19 protein-coding genes are annotated in these 15050 nt (G+C 65.5%); 4 read left to right on the top strand and 15 right to left on the bottom strand.

Going from position 1 to position 15050, the window contains the following annotated elements; all coding sequences use genetic code 11:
• Positions 1–2: 2 nt before the first annotated feature.
• The 9 genes from IG75_RS0125065 to IG75_RS36585 form a co-directional block, all read right to left on the bottom strand.
• Positions 3–1634, bottom strand: a complete 1632-nt coding sequence (locus tag IG75_RS0125065; protein ID WP_081877135.1) for a polyamine aminopropyltransferase — start codon at positions 1632–1634, stop codon at positions 3–5.
• Between the two features lies 1 nt (position 1635).
• Positions 1636–2061: a DUF350 domain-containing protein gene (locus IG75_RS0125060; protein WP_030523977.1), complete on the bottom strand. Its 426-nt coding sequence runs from the start codon at positions 2059–2061 to the stop codon at positions 1636–1638.
• A 40-nt stretch (positions 2062–2101) separates the two neighbouring features.
• Complete coding sequence (locus IG75_RS0125055) at positions 2102–2527, bottom strand: DUF4247 domain-containing protein (RefSeq protein WP_162183807.1); 426 nt, start codon at positions 2525–2527, stop codon at positions 2102–2104.
• A gap of 54 nt (positions 2528–2581) precedes the next feature.
• Complete coding sequence (locus IG75_RS0125050; protein WP_245713215.1) at positions 2582–3175, bottom strand: DUF4178 domain-containing protein; 594 nt, start codon at positions 3173–3175, stop codon at positions 2582–2584.
• Positions 3176–3281: 106 nt separating this feature from the next.
• The gene (locus IG75_RS0125045) at positions 3282–5639 is read right to left on the bottom strand and encodes a hypothetical protein (protein WP_030523980.1); all 2358 of its coding nucleotides are present in this window, start codon (positions 5637–5639) and stop codon (positions 3282–3284) included.
• A gap of 104 nt (positions 5640–5743) precedes the next feature.
• Positions 5744–5992, bottom strand: a complete 249-nt coding sequence (locus IG75_RS0125040; RefSeq protein ID WP_156059160.1) for a hypothetical protein — start codon at positions 5990–5992, stop codon at positions 5744–5746.
• Positions 5993–6149: 157 nt separating this feature from the next.
• Complete coding sequence (locus tag IG75_RS0125035; protein ID WP_156059162.1) at positions 6150–6485, bottom strand: hypothetical protein; 336 nt, start codon at positions 6483–6485, stop codon at positions 6150–6152.
• 46 nt (positions 6486–6531) lie between these two features.
• Positions 6532–6876, bottom strand: coding sequence for a YbaB/EbfC family nucleoid-associated protein (locus IG75_RS0125030; RefSeq protein WP_030523983.1), 345 nt, complete (start codon positions 6874–6876; stop codon positions 6532–6534).
• 265 nt (positions 6877–7141) lie between these two features.
• Positions 7142–7855, bottom strand: a complete 714-nt coding sequence (locus tag IG75_RS36585) for a class I SAM-dependent methyltransferase (RefSeq protein WP_051714939.1) — start codon at positions 7853–7855, stop codon at positions 7142–7144.
• 116 nt (positions 7856–7971) lie between these two features.
• On the opposite strand from IG75_RS36585, the gene IG75_RS0125020 reads away from it, so the two are divergent.
• Entirely contained in the window at positions 7972–8514 is a 543-nt protein-coding gene (locus IG75_RS0125020; protein ID WP_030525987.1) for a TetR/AcrR family transcriptional regulator, read from the top strand.
• Positions 8515–8649: 135 nt separating this feature from the next.
• On the opposite strand, the gene IG75_RS0125015 is transcribed toward IG75_RS0125020, so the two are convergent.
• Genes IG75_RS0125015 through IG75_RS0125005 form a run of 3 tightly spaced genes read right to left on the bottom strand, consistent with a single transcriptional unit; the run spans position 8650 to position 10573 of the window.
• Positions 8650–9342, bottom strand: a complete 693-nt coding sequence (locus tag IG75_RS0125015; RefSeq protein ID WP_030523986.1) for a hypothetical protein — start codon at positions 9340–9342, stop codon at positions 8650–8652.
• On the bottom strand, positions 9339–10256 hold the full coding sequence (locus IG75_RS0125010) for an ABC transporter ATP-binding protein (RefSeq protein ID WP_030523987.1): 918 nt from the start codon (positions 10254–10256) through the stop codon (positions 9339–9341). Before IG75_RS0125010 ends, IG75_RS0125015 begins: the two co-directional genes overlap by 4 nt.
• Positions 10253–10573: a GntR family transcriptional regulator gene (locus tag IG75_RS0125005; protein ID WP_373863749.1), complete on the bottom strand. Its 321-nt coding sequence runs from the start codon at positions 10571–10573 to the stop codon at positions 10253–10255. Before IG75_RS0125005 ends, IG75_RS0125010 begins: the two co-directional genes overlap by 4 nt.
• A 564-nt stretch (positions 10574–11137) precedes the next feature.
• On the opposite strand from IG75_RS0125005, the gene IG75_RS38495 reads away from it, so the two are divergent.
• Positions 11138–11326 carry a hypothetical protein gene (locus IG75_RS38495; protein WP_030523989.1) on the top strand — a complete coding sequence of 63 codons (189 nt, stop codon included), beginning with the start codon at positions 11138–11140 and terminating at the stop codon, positions 11324–11326.
• A 147-nt stretch (positions 11327–11473) separates the two neighbouring features.
• Here the strand turns inward: IG75_RS38495 and IG75_RS0124995 are convergent, their stop codons facing one another.
• Positions 11474–11782 carry a hypothetical protein gene (locus tag IG75_RS0124995; protein ID WP_030523990.1) on the bottom strand — a complete coding sequence of 103 codons (309 nt, stop codon included), beginning with the start codon at positions 11780–11782 and terminating at the stop codon, positions 11474–11476.
• A 145-nt stretch (positions 11783–11927) separates the two neighbouring features.
• Positions 11928–12359: a VOC family protein gene (locus tag IG75_RS0124990; RefSeq protein ID WP_030523991.1), complete on the bottom strand. Its 432-nt coding sequence runs from the start codon at positions 12357–12359 to the stop codon at positions 11928–11930.
• 274 nt (positions 12360–12633) lie between these two features.
• On the opposite strand from IG75_RS0124990, the gene IG75_RS37520 reads away from it, so the two are divergent.
• Positions 12634–13773 (top strand): C40 family peptidase, encoded by a 1140-nt coding sequence (locus IG75_RS37520; RefSeq protein WP_051714901.1) that lies wholly within the window; start codon positions 12634–12636, stop codon positions 13771–13773.
• A gap of 112 nt (positions 13774–13885) precedes the next feature.
• Positions 13886–14176 (top strand): hypothetical protein, encoded by a 291-nt coding sequence (locus tag IG75_RS0124980; RefSeq protein WP_030523993.1) that lies wholly within the window; start codon positions 13886–13888, stop codon positions 14174–14176.
• A 134-nt stretch (positions 14177–14310) separates the two neighbouring features.
• Here IG75_RS0124980 and IG75_RS0124975 read toward each other — a convergent pair whose 3' ends face one another.
• On the bottom strand, positions 14311–14529 hold the full coding sequence (locus tag IG75_RS0124975) for a DUF4287 domain-containing protein (protein WP_030523994.1): 219 nt from the start codon (positions 14527–14529) through the stop codon (positions 14311–14313).
• Positions 14530–15050: the final 521 nt, after the last annotated feature.

Genomic DNA, 15050 nt, shown 5'->3' with positions numbered 1-15050 from the left:
CGCTACACCCATTCCTTGCGGGCCAGCTCGAGAATTGTGGGGTGCATGAGCGTAGACGGCTGTTCACCGGTGTCCCGGCGGTCCGGCGCGAAGATCGTCGCGGCCGGCAGGCTCAGTTCGTCCATCGACCGCAGCGGAGCCGGGGGGTCCAGCGCGAGCCGCGGCGCGGGGTCACGGGTGGCCTGGACGAAACCCCAGTCGCCGAAACTCGGGACGTCCACGTGGTACGGCAGGATGTTCAGGCCGGAGGTGCGGACAGTGGCCGCGATACACCAGTACGAATGCGGGGCGAAGAACGGCGAACCCGCCTGTACCACCATGGTGCCGCCGGGGGCCAGCACCTGGGCCGTCATCGCGTAGAACTCGGTGGAATAGAGCTTGGCGATGGAGGTCTGGTCCGGATCGGGCAGATCGACGATCACCGCGTCGTAGTCGGCGCCGGCGGTCCGCAACCAGGAGAACGCGTCCGCCGTGACCACCCGCACCCGCGGGTCGGCGAAGGAATGCCGGTTGAGTTCGGTGAGCCGCGGATCGGTGCGGGCGAGCTCGATCACGGCCGGATCCAGTTCGACCAGCGTCACCGACTCCACGTCTGGATATTCCAGGATCTCCCGCAGTGCCAGCCCGTCGCCGCCGCCGATCACCAGTACCTCGCGGCGCGGCCCGGCCAGGGTCGGATGCACCATCGCCTCGTGGTACCGGTACTCGTCCACCGACGAGAACTGCAGATCACCGTTGAGGAACAAGCGGGTGTCCGGGGTTCCGAACGGCGACACCGATTCGGTGAGCACGATCTTCTGGTATTCGGTCTGCCGCTGCCAGACGATCGGATACGCGAACAGCGCCTGCTGGGCGGTGGCCTCGAATCGGTCGGCGTAGACATAGCTGCCGACCAGTACCGCCGCCACCAGCAGGGTCACCGCGCCGAGGGCCGCCTTCACCGGCCGGGACAGATCGGCATGGAACCAGATGAGCACCAGCACCAGCCCGGCCACGGCGTTCACCACTCCGACGATCAGACTGCCGCGGATCTGCCCGAACACCGGCAGCAGTAGGAACGGGAACGCCAGACCGCCGAGAAGGGCACCCACATAGTCGGCGGCGAACAGATCGGCAACCGCGCTGCCCGCCTCCTGTTTACGGATCCGCTGCAGCATCTCCATCAGCAGCGGAATCTCCGCGCCCACCAGGGCCCCGATCACACACGAAGCCGCCACCAGCGCCGCCGTGTACAGGTCGAGCCAGGCGTAGGCGGCGTACAGGCCCAGCACCGAGAGGCCGCCCACCAGCGCGAGCGCCAGCTCCACGACCACGAAGGCAGCGGCGGCCCGCTGCCGTAACGGTTTCGCGGCCAGGGCGCCGACCCCCATCGCGCAGACCATCACGCTGAGCGTGATCGATGCCTGGGTGGCGGTATCGCCGATCAGATAGCTGCCCAGCGTCACCAGGGACAGTTCGTACACCAATCCGCACGCGGCGCAGACGAAAACCGTGATGAGCAGGGCTGATCGCGCGAACCGTCCGAGGACGGGCGGCCCATCCGCCGCCGGTTCCGCCGGCCGGGCGCGGGACGATTCCTCGACCGGCGGGAGTTCCGGCGCGACGGTGTCGGCCGGGAATTCGTTCGGTGGCAACTCAGGTCAGCGCGGACGCGACCACCGCGGCCACCGCGATGTGCACCGCCGCACTCACCCACACACCCGGGTGCAGTTCGTGCTCGTTCACCACACCCCGGAACTCGCCGGGAGTGGTGAACTCCAGCAGCAGAAACGCCAGCGCCATCGCCACCAGCCCGATGACCCCGTACACCGCGCTGGTGACCAGCGCCTGCCCGATCGCGCCGTCGGAGGTCCAGATGGCGGTGGCGACGATAATGCCCACACCCAGCATGTTCGCGGCGACCAGCAGCGCGGCGTTGCGGTTGCGCTCCACCCAGATCTGGTGACGCAGGTTGCCGGGGGTGAGCACATCCACCAGGACGAACCCCAGCACCATCAGGACGATCCCGAGGCCGGAGTAGGCGGCCGCGGCGCCGGCGTTCGCGGGCAGGTCTTCGAGCATTGTTTCCTCCTGGGAATGGATCCGGACGGGCCGGCGGCAGCTACTTTCCGTCGCCGGAGCCGCCACCACGGAAGCCGGTGTTGTCGCTGGGCCAGCCGAAGACGCTGACCGCACTGTGATGCCGCCGGTGCCCGGTCCGGTAGTCGTCCACCAAGACCTTGGCGCCGGTACCGTTCGGGGAGATCGCGATGATGTCGTCCCGGTACTGCAGATAGGTGGTGGCACCGGTGGTGCGCCGGTCCAGCTGGCGCACCCCCTTGGTGATGTCGTCGGCGGTCGCCGTCGGCGACTTGCCCGACGTGTACGCCGTGCCGTTGTTCGCTTCGTCGAGTTTCGGCGCGCGCGTGTAATGCGACCCGATATAGGACCGGACACCGAGGTCGTCGTCATCATCGGACCCGCATCCGGCCAGCACAGTCGCGAGGATCACGCAGCACACAGCGAACAGCCAGGACTTACGACTCACAGCAAAAACCTTCCCCCGTCCGGCGCACAGTCCCTCCGGTGCCGCAGCTATCGCTCAGTTCGATGACTGCGGGTAGATCATAATCGCACTCCGGTACAGCACCTGCCCGATCGCGGCTTCCTTTTTGCCCGATTCGCCGAAATCCTCGAACGAGAGCCGGGTGCCGTCCGCGGCGGCGTAGTCGTGATAGGCGACAGTGCCCGAAGGGGTGAGGCCGGTGGTCGCCTCGCCGACGTACTGGGCGCGCCCCGACTCGTTGAGCCGGAACGTCTTCCCGTCGTGCTCGATCTCTTCCCCGCCCGCCGCCGGGACTCCCGGTGTCTCGGTCCACAGCACCAGTTCGAGATCCGGGTCCTCTTCCACCGACAACCATTTGCGGGTACCACTCGCGGTATCCAGCAGATGCTCACTCCACTGGTAGCCGCCCTCTTTCAGGCGGAGCGAGCCACGGACGGTGTAGGTCTCGCCGAAGATGTCGACGATATCCCCCGCCTTCAGCGCCCGCGGATCACCGCGCAACGCATCGGAGTCCTTGTCGGCGAACGGATCCACCGGCCCCGCCGCGGCGGGAGGCTCGTTCTTCTTCCGCACCAACAGGAACAACGCGACCCCCGCCACGACGAGCGCGACGACGAGCAGGACGAGCAACAGCGCGTTGATGGCGGCCTCCCTCTGATGATCTCAGCGGAGACTAACACCCGCCACCGCAGTATTGCGGCCGGCCGAGCGCGAATGACGCGCTCGGCCGGCGGGATCACGCCTGCTTGGGCTCTTGCGGTGCCTGGACCGAGGGTGGCGCCTGCGGTGTCTCGAGAGTGACCTTCGGTTCCGGCAACTCCGTCGGCGCGCCGGGAGCCTGCACATCCGCCTCCCCCAGGCCCTGTGGGCGGAGGAACTGCACGAACTTGCCGTGGCCCAGGTTGTCGAGATCGCCGTTCTGGTCCAGCCGGGTGAGAATCCCGTCCTTCCAGTACTGCGGACCCGTCCCGTCGTTGATCACGACGGCACTGTGGTTCTCCCACCTGATCACGTCGCCCGTTTTCAGATCTCCCTGAACGGCTTCCCAGGTACCGCCCATGTCCTGCGAGGCCTGCGTGCCCTCGTAGGCGGTGAACGCGTTGAGCGCCGGGTTCCCCTGCTGGCGGGTCAGCGCGTCGGAAACCGCCTGCGGCACCTGGATCGTGGTCTTACCATCGGGCATCTTGTAATCGACCATCGCGCCGGGCGTGGTCACCACCGGCGGAGTACCGGTGTCGGTGGGCGCGATGACCTGCTGGACACCGGGCCCCTGATCGGTTGCTCCGGGGGCAACACCCGGCGACTGCTGACCGGGAGCGGGAACCTCGCGACCCTGGCCGCGGGGATCGTCCTTGTCCTTGTCCTTGTCCTTGTCGTCCTTGTCCTTGCCGTCTTTGCCCCCCTGGTCCCCGCCCATGCCGTTGAGCATCTGCGGGATCATGCTGGCCATCATGAGTCCGCTCATATCCGGACTGGGGCTCGCCGCGGGTTGGACGGCGGGCTGGACCTGGGGGCCGCCACCGGTGTTCTGGCCACCGGCCCCGGTCTGCCCGTTCACGCCGGACGGTGACTGCTCCCCGTCTGTACCGGTCGAAGCGGAACCATCCGTCGGATTCTTGGTCGAGTCGCCCAAGATCTTGTCGTACTGGTCGTTCAGATCCTTCAGCGCTTCATCGGTATTGGCGGGAGTATTCGCCGGCGTATTGGCGGGCGGATTCACCGGAGGATTGACGGGCGGATTCACCGGAGGATTGACGGGCGGATTCGCGGGCGGATTCGCCGGAGGGTTCGCGGGCGGATTCGCGGGCGGATTCGCCGGAGGGTTCGCGGGCGGATTCGCCGGAGGGTTCGCGGGCGGATTCGCCGGAGGGTTGGCAGGAGGATTACCCTCTCGCGGCGTCCCATCCGACCAGCCGGGGTTATATTTTTCGAGGAGCACGTTGTACTCATCATCTTCCTTGGCCTTGTCTTCGGCCCATTTCACATATTCAATAACCTTTTCTTCGACATCTTTGACTCCACGCCTGATGATGTCGTACATAGGCGCTTCCTCGGAGAGTTTCTGAATCCCCACAGCATATTCGGGATTCTCCTCCGTGGCACTGAGTTCGATTTCTCGGCCGACCGACGGTTCGAATTTATGACCGATCGTCTCTTCGGCTATATCAGCGTTGACGTCGATTATGATCCGATACATTTCACGGAACTTGGCACTGTTGTGAAAATCTAACTCGAGAACATGGTTTTCGAAATCGGTATCCGCTTGCTTCAATCCCTCTCGCCTGAGCCCGAGCTCGGAGATCAGGTCGTGCTCACCATAGGAAGCTTTCCCGGTCGCTTTCTCGGCCGCCGCGGAGAGACGGTCCACGAATCCTCGGTTGAGGAAGTCGTCCGTCTTGCCTTCCTTGAGGAAATCAGGCATCATGACGTCCCCGGTCCCGATGCAGAGCATCAAGCCCTTGAGCGCCCGGTTGGAGGCATCGATGAACATGCCCAGCGGCTCGGAGTGGCCTTTCGGTTTTTGTATTTCCAGTTTGTAGTCGGCGTAATCGCTGTCGCTGGTTATACTGTCGGGATTCTTGGGCTTGTAATCGCTACCGAAAACAGTCCTCAGCCGGACATTTTCCAAGGTATCCGGATACCAGACAACACTGGAGTTGCCCTGGTTGTAGTATCCGTCCCAGCCCTCCATATCGTCCGCAACGACCATGAGTTGGCCGTCATCGGTCAAAATCAGGTTCTGCGGATTCGCGCCGCCGTATCCGGGGTGATCGTCGGCGTTGTCACCCTTCTTACCATTGTCCTTACCCGCCGAACCTTCATAACCTTCGCCCGGCCGCGCGACCCAGAGTTCCTCATCGTCGTTCCAGAGTTCGAGACCGTCGTCTTCGACCCTGATCCTGGTAACCTTGTCATCACCAGTGTCGATCGTGCTGACAATGTTCTCGGATTCGACATGCTGAACAACGACTTTACCGTCTTTTATTCCCGTCCGGTACTGGCCGTTCTTCGAGTAGAGCCAGTCACCTTCCCGGAACTCATCGTCCATGCCGACGATTCCGTCGTTCAGGTCGTCCTGGGACAGTTCACTCACCGGATGAGCTCCTCATTGCACCGACTCCGGATGCGGCGGTAACGACAATGTCGGGCGCACGCCCGATTTGCTTCGTCATCTCCCCACTTACCGACACGAAAAATTCAGGCGTTCACAGACCCCGCGCCGGCGGCGCCATCGGTGTCGGCGCCTTCGAAGGTTGTTGCGCCCGAATGAGATACGTTACGGGCGCCCATATGGGTATCTGCGTATCCGGTCATCAACTGGATCCTGGATCGAGCCTTCGCCTGGTTCTTCGCCAGTAGCGACGAGGCACCGTATCCCGCCCTTTCCAGGAAAGAGCCCTCCCACTCGGGATCCGACTTGGCTCCGGCGAGGTAAGCGTCGGCCACGGGGACATGCTGGTCTCCGCGCCCCCGGAGATCGTCCGGGTCCTGATTGACAGTAGTACCCATAGCCCCGAAAGCTCCCTCTCGCTTCGACTTATCAGTCCGATTCTCACATATCCCCAGGACTGGGGGTTGGCATCGACCGCCGATAGCGGCTACCTCAGTGCTCATCTCCGAACTCGAGCTTTTCCTGGAGGAGGTAGTCCGATTCGGTGGGCAGACCCCGGGCGTCCGCGACGTGTGGCAGCGCCCCGCGCTCCAGTAGCGATGCGCGCCTGCCAACCTGTGACTTCATGTAGGCCAAGCGGGCGACCCGCAGGATCTCGGCGGCGAGCCAGGCGTCATCATTCTCCCAGATCTCCTCACCCAGATGGACACCGACGATCTCCCCCGAGAGCGCGCATGCCACGCCAACCGAATATTCCGGATTGAAGACCTCGAAGATGCGCGGACCCCGGGCCGACGATTGCATTCCGGTCTCATCCGAGGCATTCATCTCTGCCATCCACGACCCCCTGGCCGCAAACCACAATGCGACACCACTATAGACGCCGCCGCCGTACCTCGGGCATATCCGGGATGTCCGGCCAGGTCGTATCCCGCAGCACCGCCTGGTGCTGACGGGCGGCGTCTGCCGTGCTCTCCCGTATCGCCGCCATGATGTCGTCCGCCAGGTCGCGAGCGCTCGGGGAAGTCGCTATCGTCCCCGGTGCGATGTATATATCGGTGAGCCGACCGAGGCCATCGACTTCGGGAATCACTCGACCGCTCGGAGAGGGCAGCCGCACCCGGATCCGATTCACCCGATCGAGCATCTCGTCGGCGGCCCGTATCAGCGCACGACTCTGCTCCAGAACGAAAACTGTCACCGGATGCCGGTCGCTCATACAGTCCCCCGGCAATGCGGCCGGAGATCACCAGCGTGACCAACGCTACCCAAACCCCTCGCCATGGGAACCTCCTCCTGAGAGAGGCTAACCAAACCAACGCATCGAATCTTCCCAGAGGCGGGAAGGGCGGTTCTGTCGACGGTACGGCCGCTGGCGCGCGAGGGAACGACCGGCGGCGGTCGAGTCCACTGGTTCCACCTTCGCTGGACCTCATGGCTCTCCAGCTCCCGATGCCGTTCGGTCCCCGCCACATGCACCGGCGCTACGGCAGGTGCGGCCCGGCCGAAGGGTGGGCGACGCCCCTCTGGCTCGCCTTCGACGCCATCACGATCCCGGTCATATGACGACTGGTGGTGTACTCGACGTTTGCGAAGCCCGCAGATCGCAGCAGTGGGATGTATCGGCGGATATCGACCGCGTCGAAGGGGTCACCGTCGCCGTGCCGACGTGCGGATCGGCTGAACAAGAAGCGCATCCACCGGGTCGGGTGGGCATCGGCGAGCAGCAACCGACCTCCTGGCCGCAGCACTCGCCACATCTCGGAGATCGCTGCCGCACGGTGCTCCTCGGGAATGTGGTGCATGACGAAGGTGCACGTCACCACATCGATCGAAGCATCCGGCAGCGGTAGATCCTGCGCCGGGGCCTGAATATACCGATGATTCGGATGGTCGTCGTGACGCTGGTTGTAGGTGACGGCCGAGGCGGACGGGTCGATTCCGGCCACGCTGCCCCGCGACCCCACCCGGGAGCCCAAGGCGCGGACGAGTTTGCCCGGCCCGCAACCGATATCTACGGCATCGTCTCCCGGGCCCGCCCCGCTCGTCCGGGCCAGTTCGGTGATCAGTCGGCGATGCCGGCCGAGAAACCATACTGCGGTGAACAGGTTGTAGCGGCGCATACCCGCGATGACCAGGCCCGTCCCTGGGTCGTCGACGAACATGGGTGTGCGGGCCGGTGTAGTGGAAGAAGTCATGGTTTCATCGTCTGCGGTCGCCCCGTCGACGGCCAGGATCAGTACCGGCGGATCCGTCCGTTTCCGCACAGATCCGCGAAGACTGTCCAATCCCTATCGGGCAGAGAGGAGAGGCTGTGGAGGAATCGGACCGCCGGGTCCGCCGGACCCGTAACGCTCTGCACCGGGCGCTCATCGAACTGATGATGGAACGGCCCTATGACCGCATCACCGTCAGCGATGTGATCGCGCGGGCCGATGTCGGACGGTCCACCTTCTACGCCCACTACCGCGACAAGGACGATCTGCTGGCGGTGAGCTGCGCCGAGCATCTCCGTGCGGAGATCGCCCGCTCACCCGATCGGGGGCGGTGGGCGCCGGTCCGGGTGATGCTGGCGCTCGCCGCAGGATATCCGCAGGTGTACCAGCCGCTGATCGGTCCCAAGGCGTCCAGTACCGCGTTGCGCGGCTATCGGCACAGTGTCGCCACTATCCTGCGTGAACATTTCGCCGGGCGGCCCGGTGCGGAGATCGACGATCTCGGCGTGACGACCCTGTCGTGGGCCCTCGTCGGGCTGCTCACCGCGGTCACCGATCCCGCGGCTCCCGTCGCCCCCGATGCGGCGTGGCGGCATTTCGAATCGCACTACCTGAACGGGCCGCCGGGCTCGCCATCGTGATCGGGTCGGAAATGCGAAACGGCCCCGGCCGCTGTGGCGGTCGGGGCCCGTTCCGGCAAGGGGATCACCCGGGCAGGGTCCGGTCGGCTCCGCCACGAGCCCGAGCCGACCGCACCTGCCTCATCTCGGGCTCGGTCAGGCCGTGGCGCGACGGATCGTGACCCGGGCACCGATCAGCGCGGCCAGGGCGACCACGGTCGGCAGCGCTACCATCGGCACCACCCGGGGCGTGTCGACGAACCAGGCGCCCACCGCGGGCCACCACCGCTGCCAGGTCACCAGGATGGCGGCGTGCCCGCCGAGGAGCAGGAAACCCGCACCGGCCGTGTAGAGGCCGGTGACCCGCCAGCGCTGATAGACCGCGCCGAGGAACAGACTGACACAGGCGACCAACCCCAGGAACGCCGCGTAGGTGGCGAACTGGGTCAGCCGGTTGCCGGTGAAATGGCCCGGCAGACCGAACATTTCCATCCGTACACCCCATCCGTCGGTGTGATCCTCGACAATGGCCAGCACCCACAGCAGGAGGGCGGTTCCGAACACCTGCGCGGCACCGACCAGGGCGGTGGCGTTGAAGAAGTCACGGCGGGTGACGCCGAGGCCGAGGGCGAAGGGGAAGGTCTGCGTCATCGCACCCATGTAGAAGGCCATGGTCACGCCGAGGATCGAGTAGATGCTGCCGGTCGTGTTCGCGTCGGTGGCGTCGATGAGGGCGAAGATCACCCACGGGATCGCGAAGGCGGCGAGAAGAATTCCCAGCGGCCAGGCGATCAGCAGCGGCCAGGCCACCGTGTGGATCCGGGACACAGCGAGAGCGCGGGCGATCATGAGTTTTCCTTGCCGTGCAGGGGTGTGGTTTCGACGATGAATTGCTGCAACGAGACCGGTTCCACCAGCAGACCCAGCGTTTTCGCGTTCCGGGCATCGGCGGCGTTGTCGGTGGTGCGCAGCAGCACCCGGCTCTGGGTGCCCAGTGATTCGCGGCGCAGTTCCGGCCTGCCCGCGACGAAACGATCGATGTCGGAGGTCGGGCCGGAGACCGTGAGAGCGCCGTCGCGCATCTCGTCGGCGGACGCGTCGGCGACGAGCCGGCCGCGGTCGATGAGCAGCACATGTTCGAGCAGGTCGGCGACCTCGTCGATCAGATGCGTGGAAAGCACTACGGTGCGGGGATATTCGGTGTAGTCGGCGAGCAGCCGGTCGTAGAAGAGCTGCCGGGCCACGGCGTCCAGGCCGAGGTACGGTTCGTCGAAGAAGGTCAGCGGGGCGCGGGAGGCGAGACCGACGATCACGCCTAGCGCGGAGGTCATGCCGCGGGACAGCTTCTTCACTTTGCGGTCGGTGGGCAGATCGAAATCGCGTACCAGCTCGCGGGCGAAATCCTCGTCCCAGTTCGGGAGCAGGTGCCGGGCCGCGCGCAGCACATGCTTGACCTTGTAATCGGCCGGATAGGCCTGGCTCTCCTTGATGAACGACACCGAGCGCAGCACCTCGGCGTTCTCGTGCGGCACCGCGCCGTTGATCCGGACCTCCCCCGAACTCTGGAACATCTGGCCGGTGAGCACCTGCATGAGCGTCGTCTTCCCGGCGCCGTTGCGGCCGAGCAGACCGTAGATGGTTTTCTCGCGCAGATCGAAGGTCACATCGTCGAGCGCGGTGACCGAACCGAAGCGCATGGTCACCCCGCGGACCCGGGCGAGTACCGCGTTGTCGAGTGCCGGGTCGATGAAGGTGGTGTTCATCGGGTCCCCTCCCGTTGGTCGAGCAGGGTCTTGAGTTCGTCGATGCCCATACCGAGCTTGTCGGCTTCGGCGATGAGCGGGTCGATGTACTGCTGGGCGAATCGCTCCTTGCGCCGCAGTCGCAACGCACCGCGCGCACCGGCGGTGACGAACATGCCGATCCCTCGTTTCTTGTACAGAATCCCGTCCGACACCAGCTGGTTCAGGCCTTTGGCCGCTGTCGCGGGGTTGATCCGATGGAAGGTCGCGAGCTCGTTCGACGACGGCGCCTGCGCCTCCTCGGGAAGCGACCCGTCGATGATCGAGTTCTCGACCATCTCCGCGATCTGCAGGAAGAGCGGCTTACCGTCCGCGAGCACGGGCCCTCACCTCCCCTGGTTGAGTGGTTCATTACTCATGTAATGAACCATAGAGCCTGTGGCGGGTACTGCGCAAGGCGGGAGTCGGGAGTGCGGGCACAGTAGGAATCCGGCGACGTCCTCCGGCACCGACTCTCGGTCGCGCTGCCCTGAAACCGGATCAGGCCGGCGCGAGTGCACGGCACGGTCCGCCGGCGCCTCCCCCGCGGTCGGGCGCGCACCGTGCCGCCGCCACGCCGACGGCACGGAAAACACACGCAGACCCGGACGCCATGAGGCATCGACGGCCGCACGCATACCTCGGATTACCTGTGATGCGCATGTTTTTCGAGGAGCTTATTCGAGCCGGCGCACGATACGGCCGGCTGCCGCGCACGATAGCGAAATCCCCACGGCGGATTCTGCGCTCGCGCGCCCGCACGGCCACGGGTAGCCCGATCCTCCGAGGCTCGTCACGGCGCACCCGCGATGCGGTGGCGTAATTCGAGCGTCCCACCGGCACGGCGGAGTAGATTCGCCCGCGTGACCGAGGATCGTGGAGCTGTCTTCGACGGGGTGAAGATCGGCAGACCGGCGACAGGCGCGTTGATCGACGCGGGATATCGGACAATCGGCGATCTACCCCGACACCTCGACGAGTTGCTTCCGCTGCACGGCGTAGGACCGCGGGCGGTAGCCCTGCTCACCGAGGCACGCCGGGCCGGTCGGTGAGGTCGCGTGGCGGGGATCTGTGTTGCGTGGGGTCGGGCGCTGCCGCCGGGTGTTGTCGTCCCGTTCCGGAGGTCGGTTCCGGCCACTGCAACCGACCGTGTCGAGGCGATCCACCGCGGCTCACGCGGGCGGCGGGACCGCGCCGATTCAGTTGGTACGCCGGTAGGAGAGGTCCGGCCACGGCGGTCGCCGCAGCACCGCCAGCGCGGCGATCACCGCGGCGAGCAACCCGATCCATTCACCCAGCATCGCGATCCGGTTGACATCCACAGCGGGAACCCAGGTGGCAGCGCTGTCGCGAACCACGAAGATTCCCGCGGGTCGCATGGGTGAACCGGGAAAGCTACCGCGGCGCGAGACGGTGATGACGATGGCACCATCCGCTGTCTCGAACGGTTCGCCGTAGATCGGCGCGGTATCGACCGCGGCCGCGCCCGATCGTTCCCGAATCACCATACGTACCACTCCGATTCCTCATGCCGATGTGCACCGTGACCGCTGCCGCGGTATCCGGAAGACTACGGCGCGGACGCGGAGGCCGGGGTCGATCCGCACTACCGGACCGACCCGGGGCGACAGCGTGCTCCAGCCCTCGCCGGCGTCAACTCAATACGACAGACCCGTCCGGGTCGATCCGCCACGCGGGGTTGTACGCGATTTCCCAGACGACGCCGTTGGGGTCGCCGACATGGCCGTTGAACACCCCACCGAACTCGCTGTCCGTCGGCTGTTTGAGCACGGCACCCCCCGCACCGGCCATGGCGTCCACTGTCTCCCGGACTTCGTCGCGACTGCCGACATTGTGCGAGAGGGTCAGACCCGAGACCGGCGCACGATCGGAACCGTCGGAGATATCGGCGTTGAACTTATCCGCGCGGAAGAAGCCCAGCACCAGCCCGGGCGCGATCTGGAAGAAGATGATCTCGTCCGGCACATCGAGCAACGGGGCCCAGCCGAGCCCGTCGACATAGAACCGGCGGGCCGCGTCGAGGTCGGCCGTCGCGATCGTCAAGAAGTGCGCCTGCTGCTTCACGAGACCTCCTGCGTCGGATCCCCGATACTATGCCGCGGACCGCGTGCCGGCCTGGCTCACCCGCCTCTCGGCGTTCGCCGTCGGCCGTTCGAATTCGGCAGCGGGCACGAGCGGTGAGCGGGTGCGCGAGGGACTTTCTCGGTGCCGGGAATGTCCGTAAATCGTGCTATAACGCACTGAGGTGCGGCTCCGAGCCGGGCTGGGTTGCCCGGAGCCGGTTCACACCCCGTATTCGTTGTCATGGCTGTACGGCCGGCGCAGAGAGAAGTATCCGATGAGTCCGACCACCGTCGAACAGCTCGAGATCGACCCCCTGCCTCGGCCGGCAGGCGCCGAGCGCCTGCACCCCCTCATCGGCGCGGTCGAGGAGAACATCAACCGCTCGATACTGCTACTGGCTTCGGGAAAACCCGGAAGCGCGCCGGATTTCGCCAAATGGCTCGACGACAAAGGGCTCCCGGGTGAAGGCGACTTGGACGATCCGAAGCAAGAGTCCGTCATGATCGACAAGTACAAAGGTCGGCAAGAGGACACGCGGACGTTACGGAGGACCCTCGACCAGCAGAACGCGAGCATCAACGACTCTCAGGTGGCCGCGTTCTCAACCTCGAACGATACGTATCAGAACATCATGTCGATCGTCGGAGAGCTTCGCGCCGACCTCGCCGACACACCCGCCCCGACGAAAGGCGAGGACGACGTCTACCGCCTACCTCGGGGCGAGGAGTTCGCCCTGCTGCGGTCCCTGCTGAGTGCGGTCGACCGGGTACACGACGAAGTCGACAACGCGGCGAACACCATCGATACCCATGCCCGCCAGATCGATGGGTCGGTGCCGACTGTCCCGGCCGGCTATCGCACCAACGTCGGCGGTGTCGTTCCCGTGAGCGCCACCGGCTACCAGCCCTCGCCCGGCAATGTCAGCTATACGATCACCAATCCTAACGATCCGGCGGGCAGCACCCTCGAGGTGGCACGAAGTCAGCTCGGCCTCACCGAGGGTTCTGGGAACCGGGTGAACGCGCCGTACAACATCAACGACGCGTGGTGCGCCTCGTTCACCAGCTGGGTGTGGGACCAGGCGGGATACAACGTGGACTGGACCAATAAGAACTACGTACCCGCCATCTGGAACGACGCCGTCGGTGAGGGCTGGAACAGGCAGAGCATCAACCAGGCGCAGCCGGGGGATCTGATCGTGTTCGACTGGAAGAGCGACGGCACCCCTGACCACATCGGGATCGTGGAATCGGTCAGCGGCGGAGTCATCCACACCATCGAGGGCAACACCGGGAACGGAAGCGGTCCGGATGGGGTGCTGCGAAAAGAGCGCCCCATCAGCGCAGGCAATATTGTCGGAATCATCGCACCGCCGCCCACCGGATCACCCGCAGGTTCGGCGGTGCGGGTGTAGCCGGGGATCGCTGCCACCATGCCTTCACCGGGCGGCAGCGAGATGAGCACACAGCACGGTCGAGCCGAAAACTTCTGCCCCACCGGCCTATGCGTATACGTATACTTCTTTCATGGATCCACTGAGCCTTGCGGTCGGCGCCGGCCTCGTCGCAATCGGCTGGATAGGCGGCCGATTCGGGTCACGGCGCCGGGCCGGCTCGACACCGAAACTCACGGCGCGCTGCGGCTGCGGGCACGACCTGGCGCTGCACGACCGCGAGACCGGAAAATGCCACGCCGAACTCTCCCGCAGAGGTATGCACGGCATGCGGGAATGGGTCGGCTGCAACTGCCGCCGCTACACCGGCCCCATCCCGTTGGAAGAGGTGTTCAGCCCACCGATACTCCCGCCGGAGTCCTGAGCACGGCGTGACTGTCGCGGAGCACGCGAACGAGACCGAGGCCGTTCCGGCAGGAGCATCCGACGACGATGCGGAACGATCCGCAGCACCCCTCGTGCGTGTCGGTGCCCCTACCGGGACCTGAACGAACCAGGTCAGGCAGCGGCCCATTTCTCGGGATGGAGATGATGCTGGACGAGTGCGTTCGCGTGCCCGTGCCCGAAACCGTGCTCGGACTTCAGCAATTCGACGAGTTCCTTGTGCGAAGTCGACCCCGCCGCACGGAGGACCGTCTTCCACTCCTCGATGCTGCGGCCGTATTTGGCCTCGATGGACGGGAAGTAGGACGCGGGTCCCTTCGGGGTGGTCGCCATCTTCGATCTCCTTGCTGATTACGAACTCGGTAGGTGAGACGGGAGGCTCGTCGAGATCTCATCGCCCGCGCCGCCTATGTGTCGCACGTCACTCGATGATCGTTACCGGCGAAGCTCCCCGCCCGGGGCGATATCTCGCGCGCGCACCACCGAGCCCGGCCGCTTCCATCACTCGACCCTCGTCGCCGGGGAACCCGTGGCAGCAGCCGGAACCATCGAGGTTTCGAAAGGGGTGGTGGAATAGATAACCGACGCCTGCGGACACTATCGGCCGGACAGAGGACGCACCCTCCAGACGAGCCACCGGTTCCGCTTCGCCTCGCTCGGACCGATTGCCACGGTGAATCTCACTGTGGACGATGAGCCACCCCGCGCTTGCCGCCACTTCGGCCGGTACCGGCCGCGAGTTGTGCACTCACGGCGAAGCCGACCGGGTTTCGGTGCCCGGACGCAGACGAGTCCACCCGGACCGCAATCGCGGAATGGGTGGACTCGGCTACAGCTGTTGCGGACGTAGTGCG

Source organism: Nocardia rhamnosiphila NBRC 108938 (genome assembly GCF_000720425.1).
Classification (GTDB): Bacteria; Actinomycetota; Actinomycetes; order Mycobacteriales; family Mycobacteriaceae; genus Nocardia; species Nocardia rhamnosiphila.
This window is presented reverse-complemented; position numbering and strand designations above follow the sequence as displayed.

Excerpts from the sequence above, each read along its gene's own strand:
- IG75_RS0125060 (WP_030523977.1), bottom strand. The coding sequence starts at position 2,061 with ATGCTCGAAGACCTGCCCGCGAACGCCGGCGCCGCGGCCGCCTACTCC.
- IG75_RS0125035 (WP_156059162.1), bottom strand. The coding sequence starts at position 6,485 with ATGAATGCCTCGGATGAGACCGGAATGCAATCGTCGGCCCGGGGTCCG.
- IG75_RS0125030 (WP_030523983.1), bottom strand. The coding sequence starts at position 6,876 with ATGAGCGACCGGCATCCGGTGACAGTTTTCGTTCTGGAGCAGAGTCGT.
- IG75_RS36585 (WP_051714939.1), bottom strand. The coding sequence starts at position 7,855 with ATGACTTCTTCCACTACACCGGCCCGCACACCCATGTTCGTCGACGAC.
- IG75_RS0125015 (WP_030523986.1), bottom strand. The coding sequence starts at position 9,342 with ATGATCGCCCGCGCTCTCGCTGTGTCCCGGATCCACACGGTGGCCTGG.
- IG75_RS0125010 (WP_030523987.1), bottom strand. The coding sequence starts at position 10,256 with ATGAACACCACCTTCATCGACCCGGCACTCGACAACGCGGTACTCGCC.
- IG75_RS0125005 (WP_373863749.1), bottom strand. The coding sequence starts at position 10,573 with ATGGTCGAGAACTCGATCATCGACGGGTCGCTTCCCGAGGAGGCGCAG.
- IG75_RS0124995 (WP_030523990.1), bottom strand. The coding sequence starts at position 11,782 with ATGGTGATTCGGGAACGATCGGGCGCGGCCGCGGTCGATACCGCGCCG.
- IG75_RS37520 (WP_051714901.1), top strand. The coding sequence starts at position 12,634 with ATGAGTCCGACCACCGTCGAACAGCTCGAGATCGACCCCCTGCCTCGG.
- IG75_RS0124980 (WP_030523993.1), top strand. The coding sequence starts at position 13,886 with ATGGATCCACTGAGCCTTGCGGTCGGCGCCGGCCTCGTCGCAATCGGC.
- IG75_RS0124975 (WP_030523994.1), bottom strand. The coding sequence starts at position 14,529 with ATGGCGACCACCCCGAAGGGACCCGCGTCCTACTTCCCGTCCATCGAG.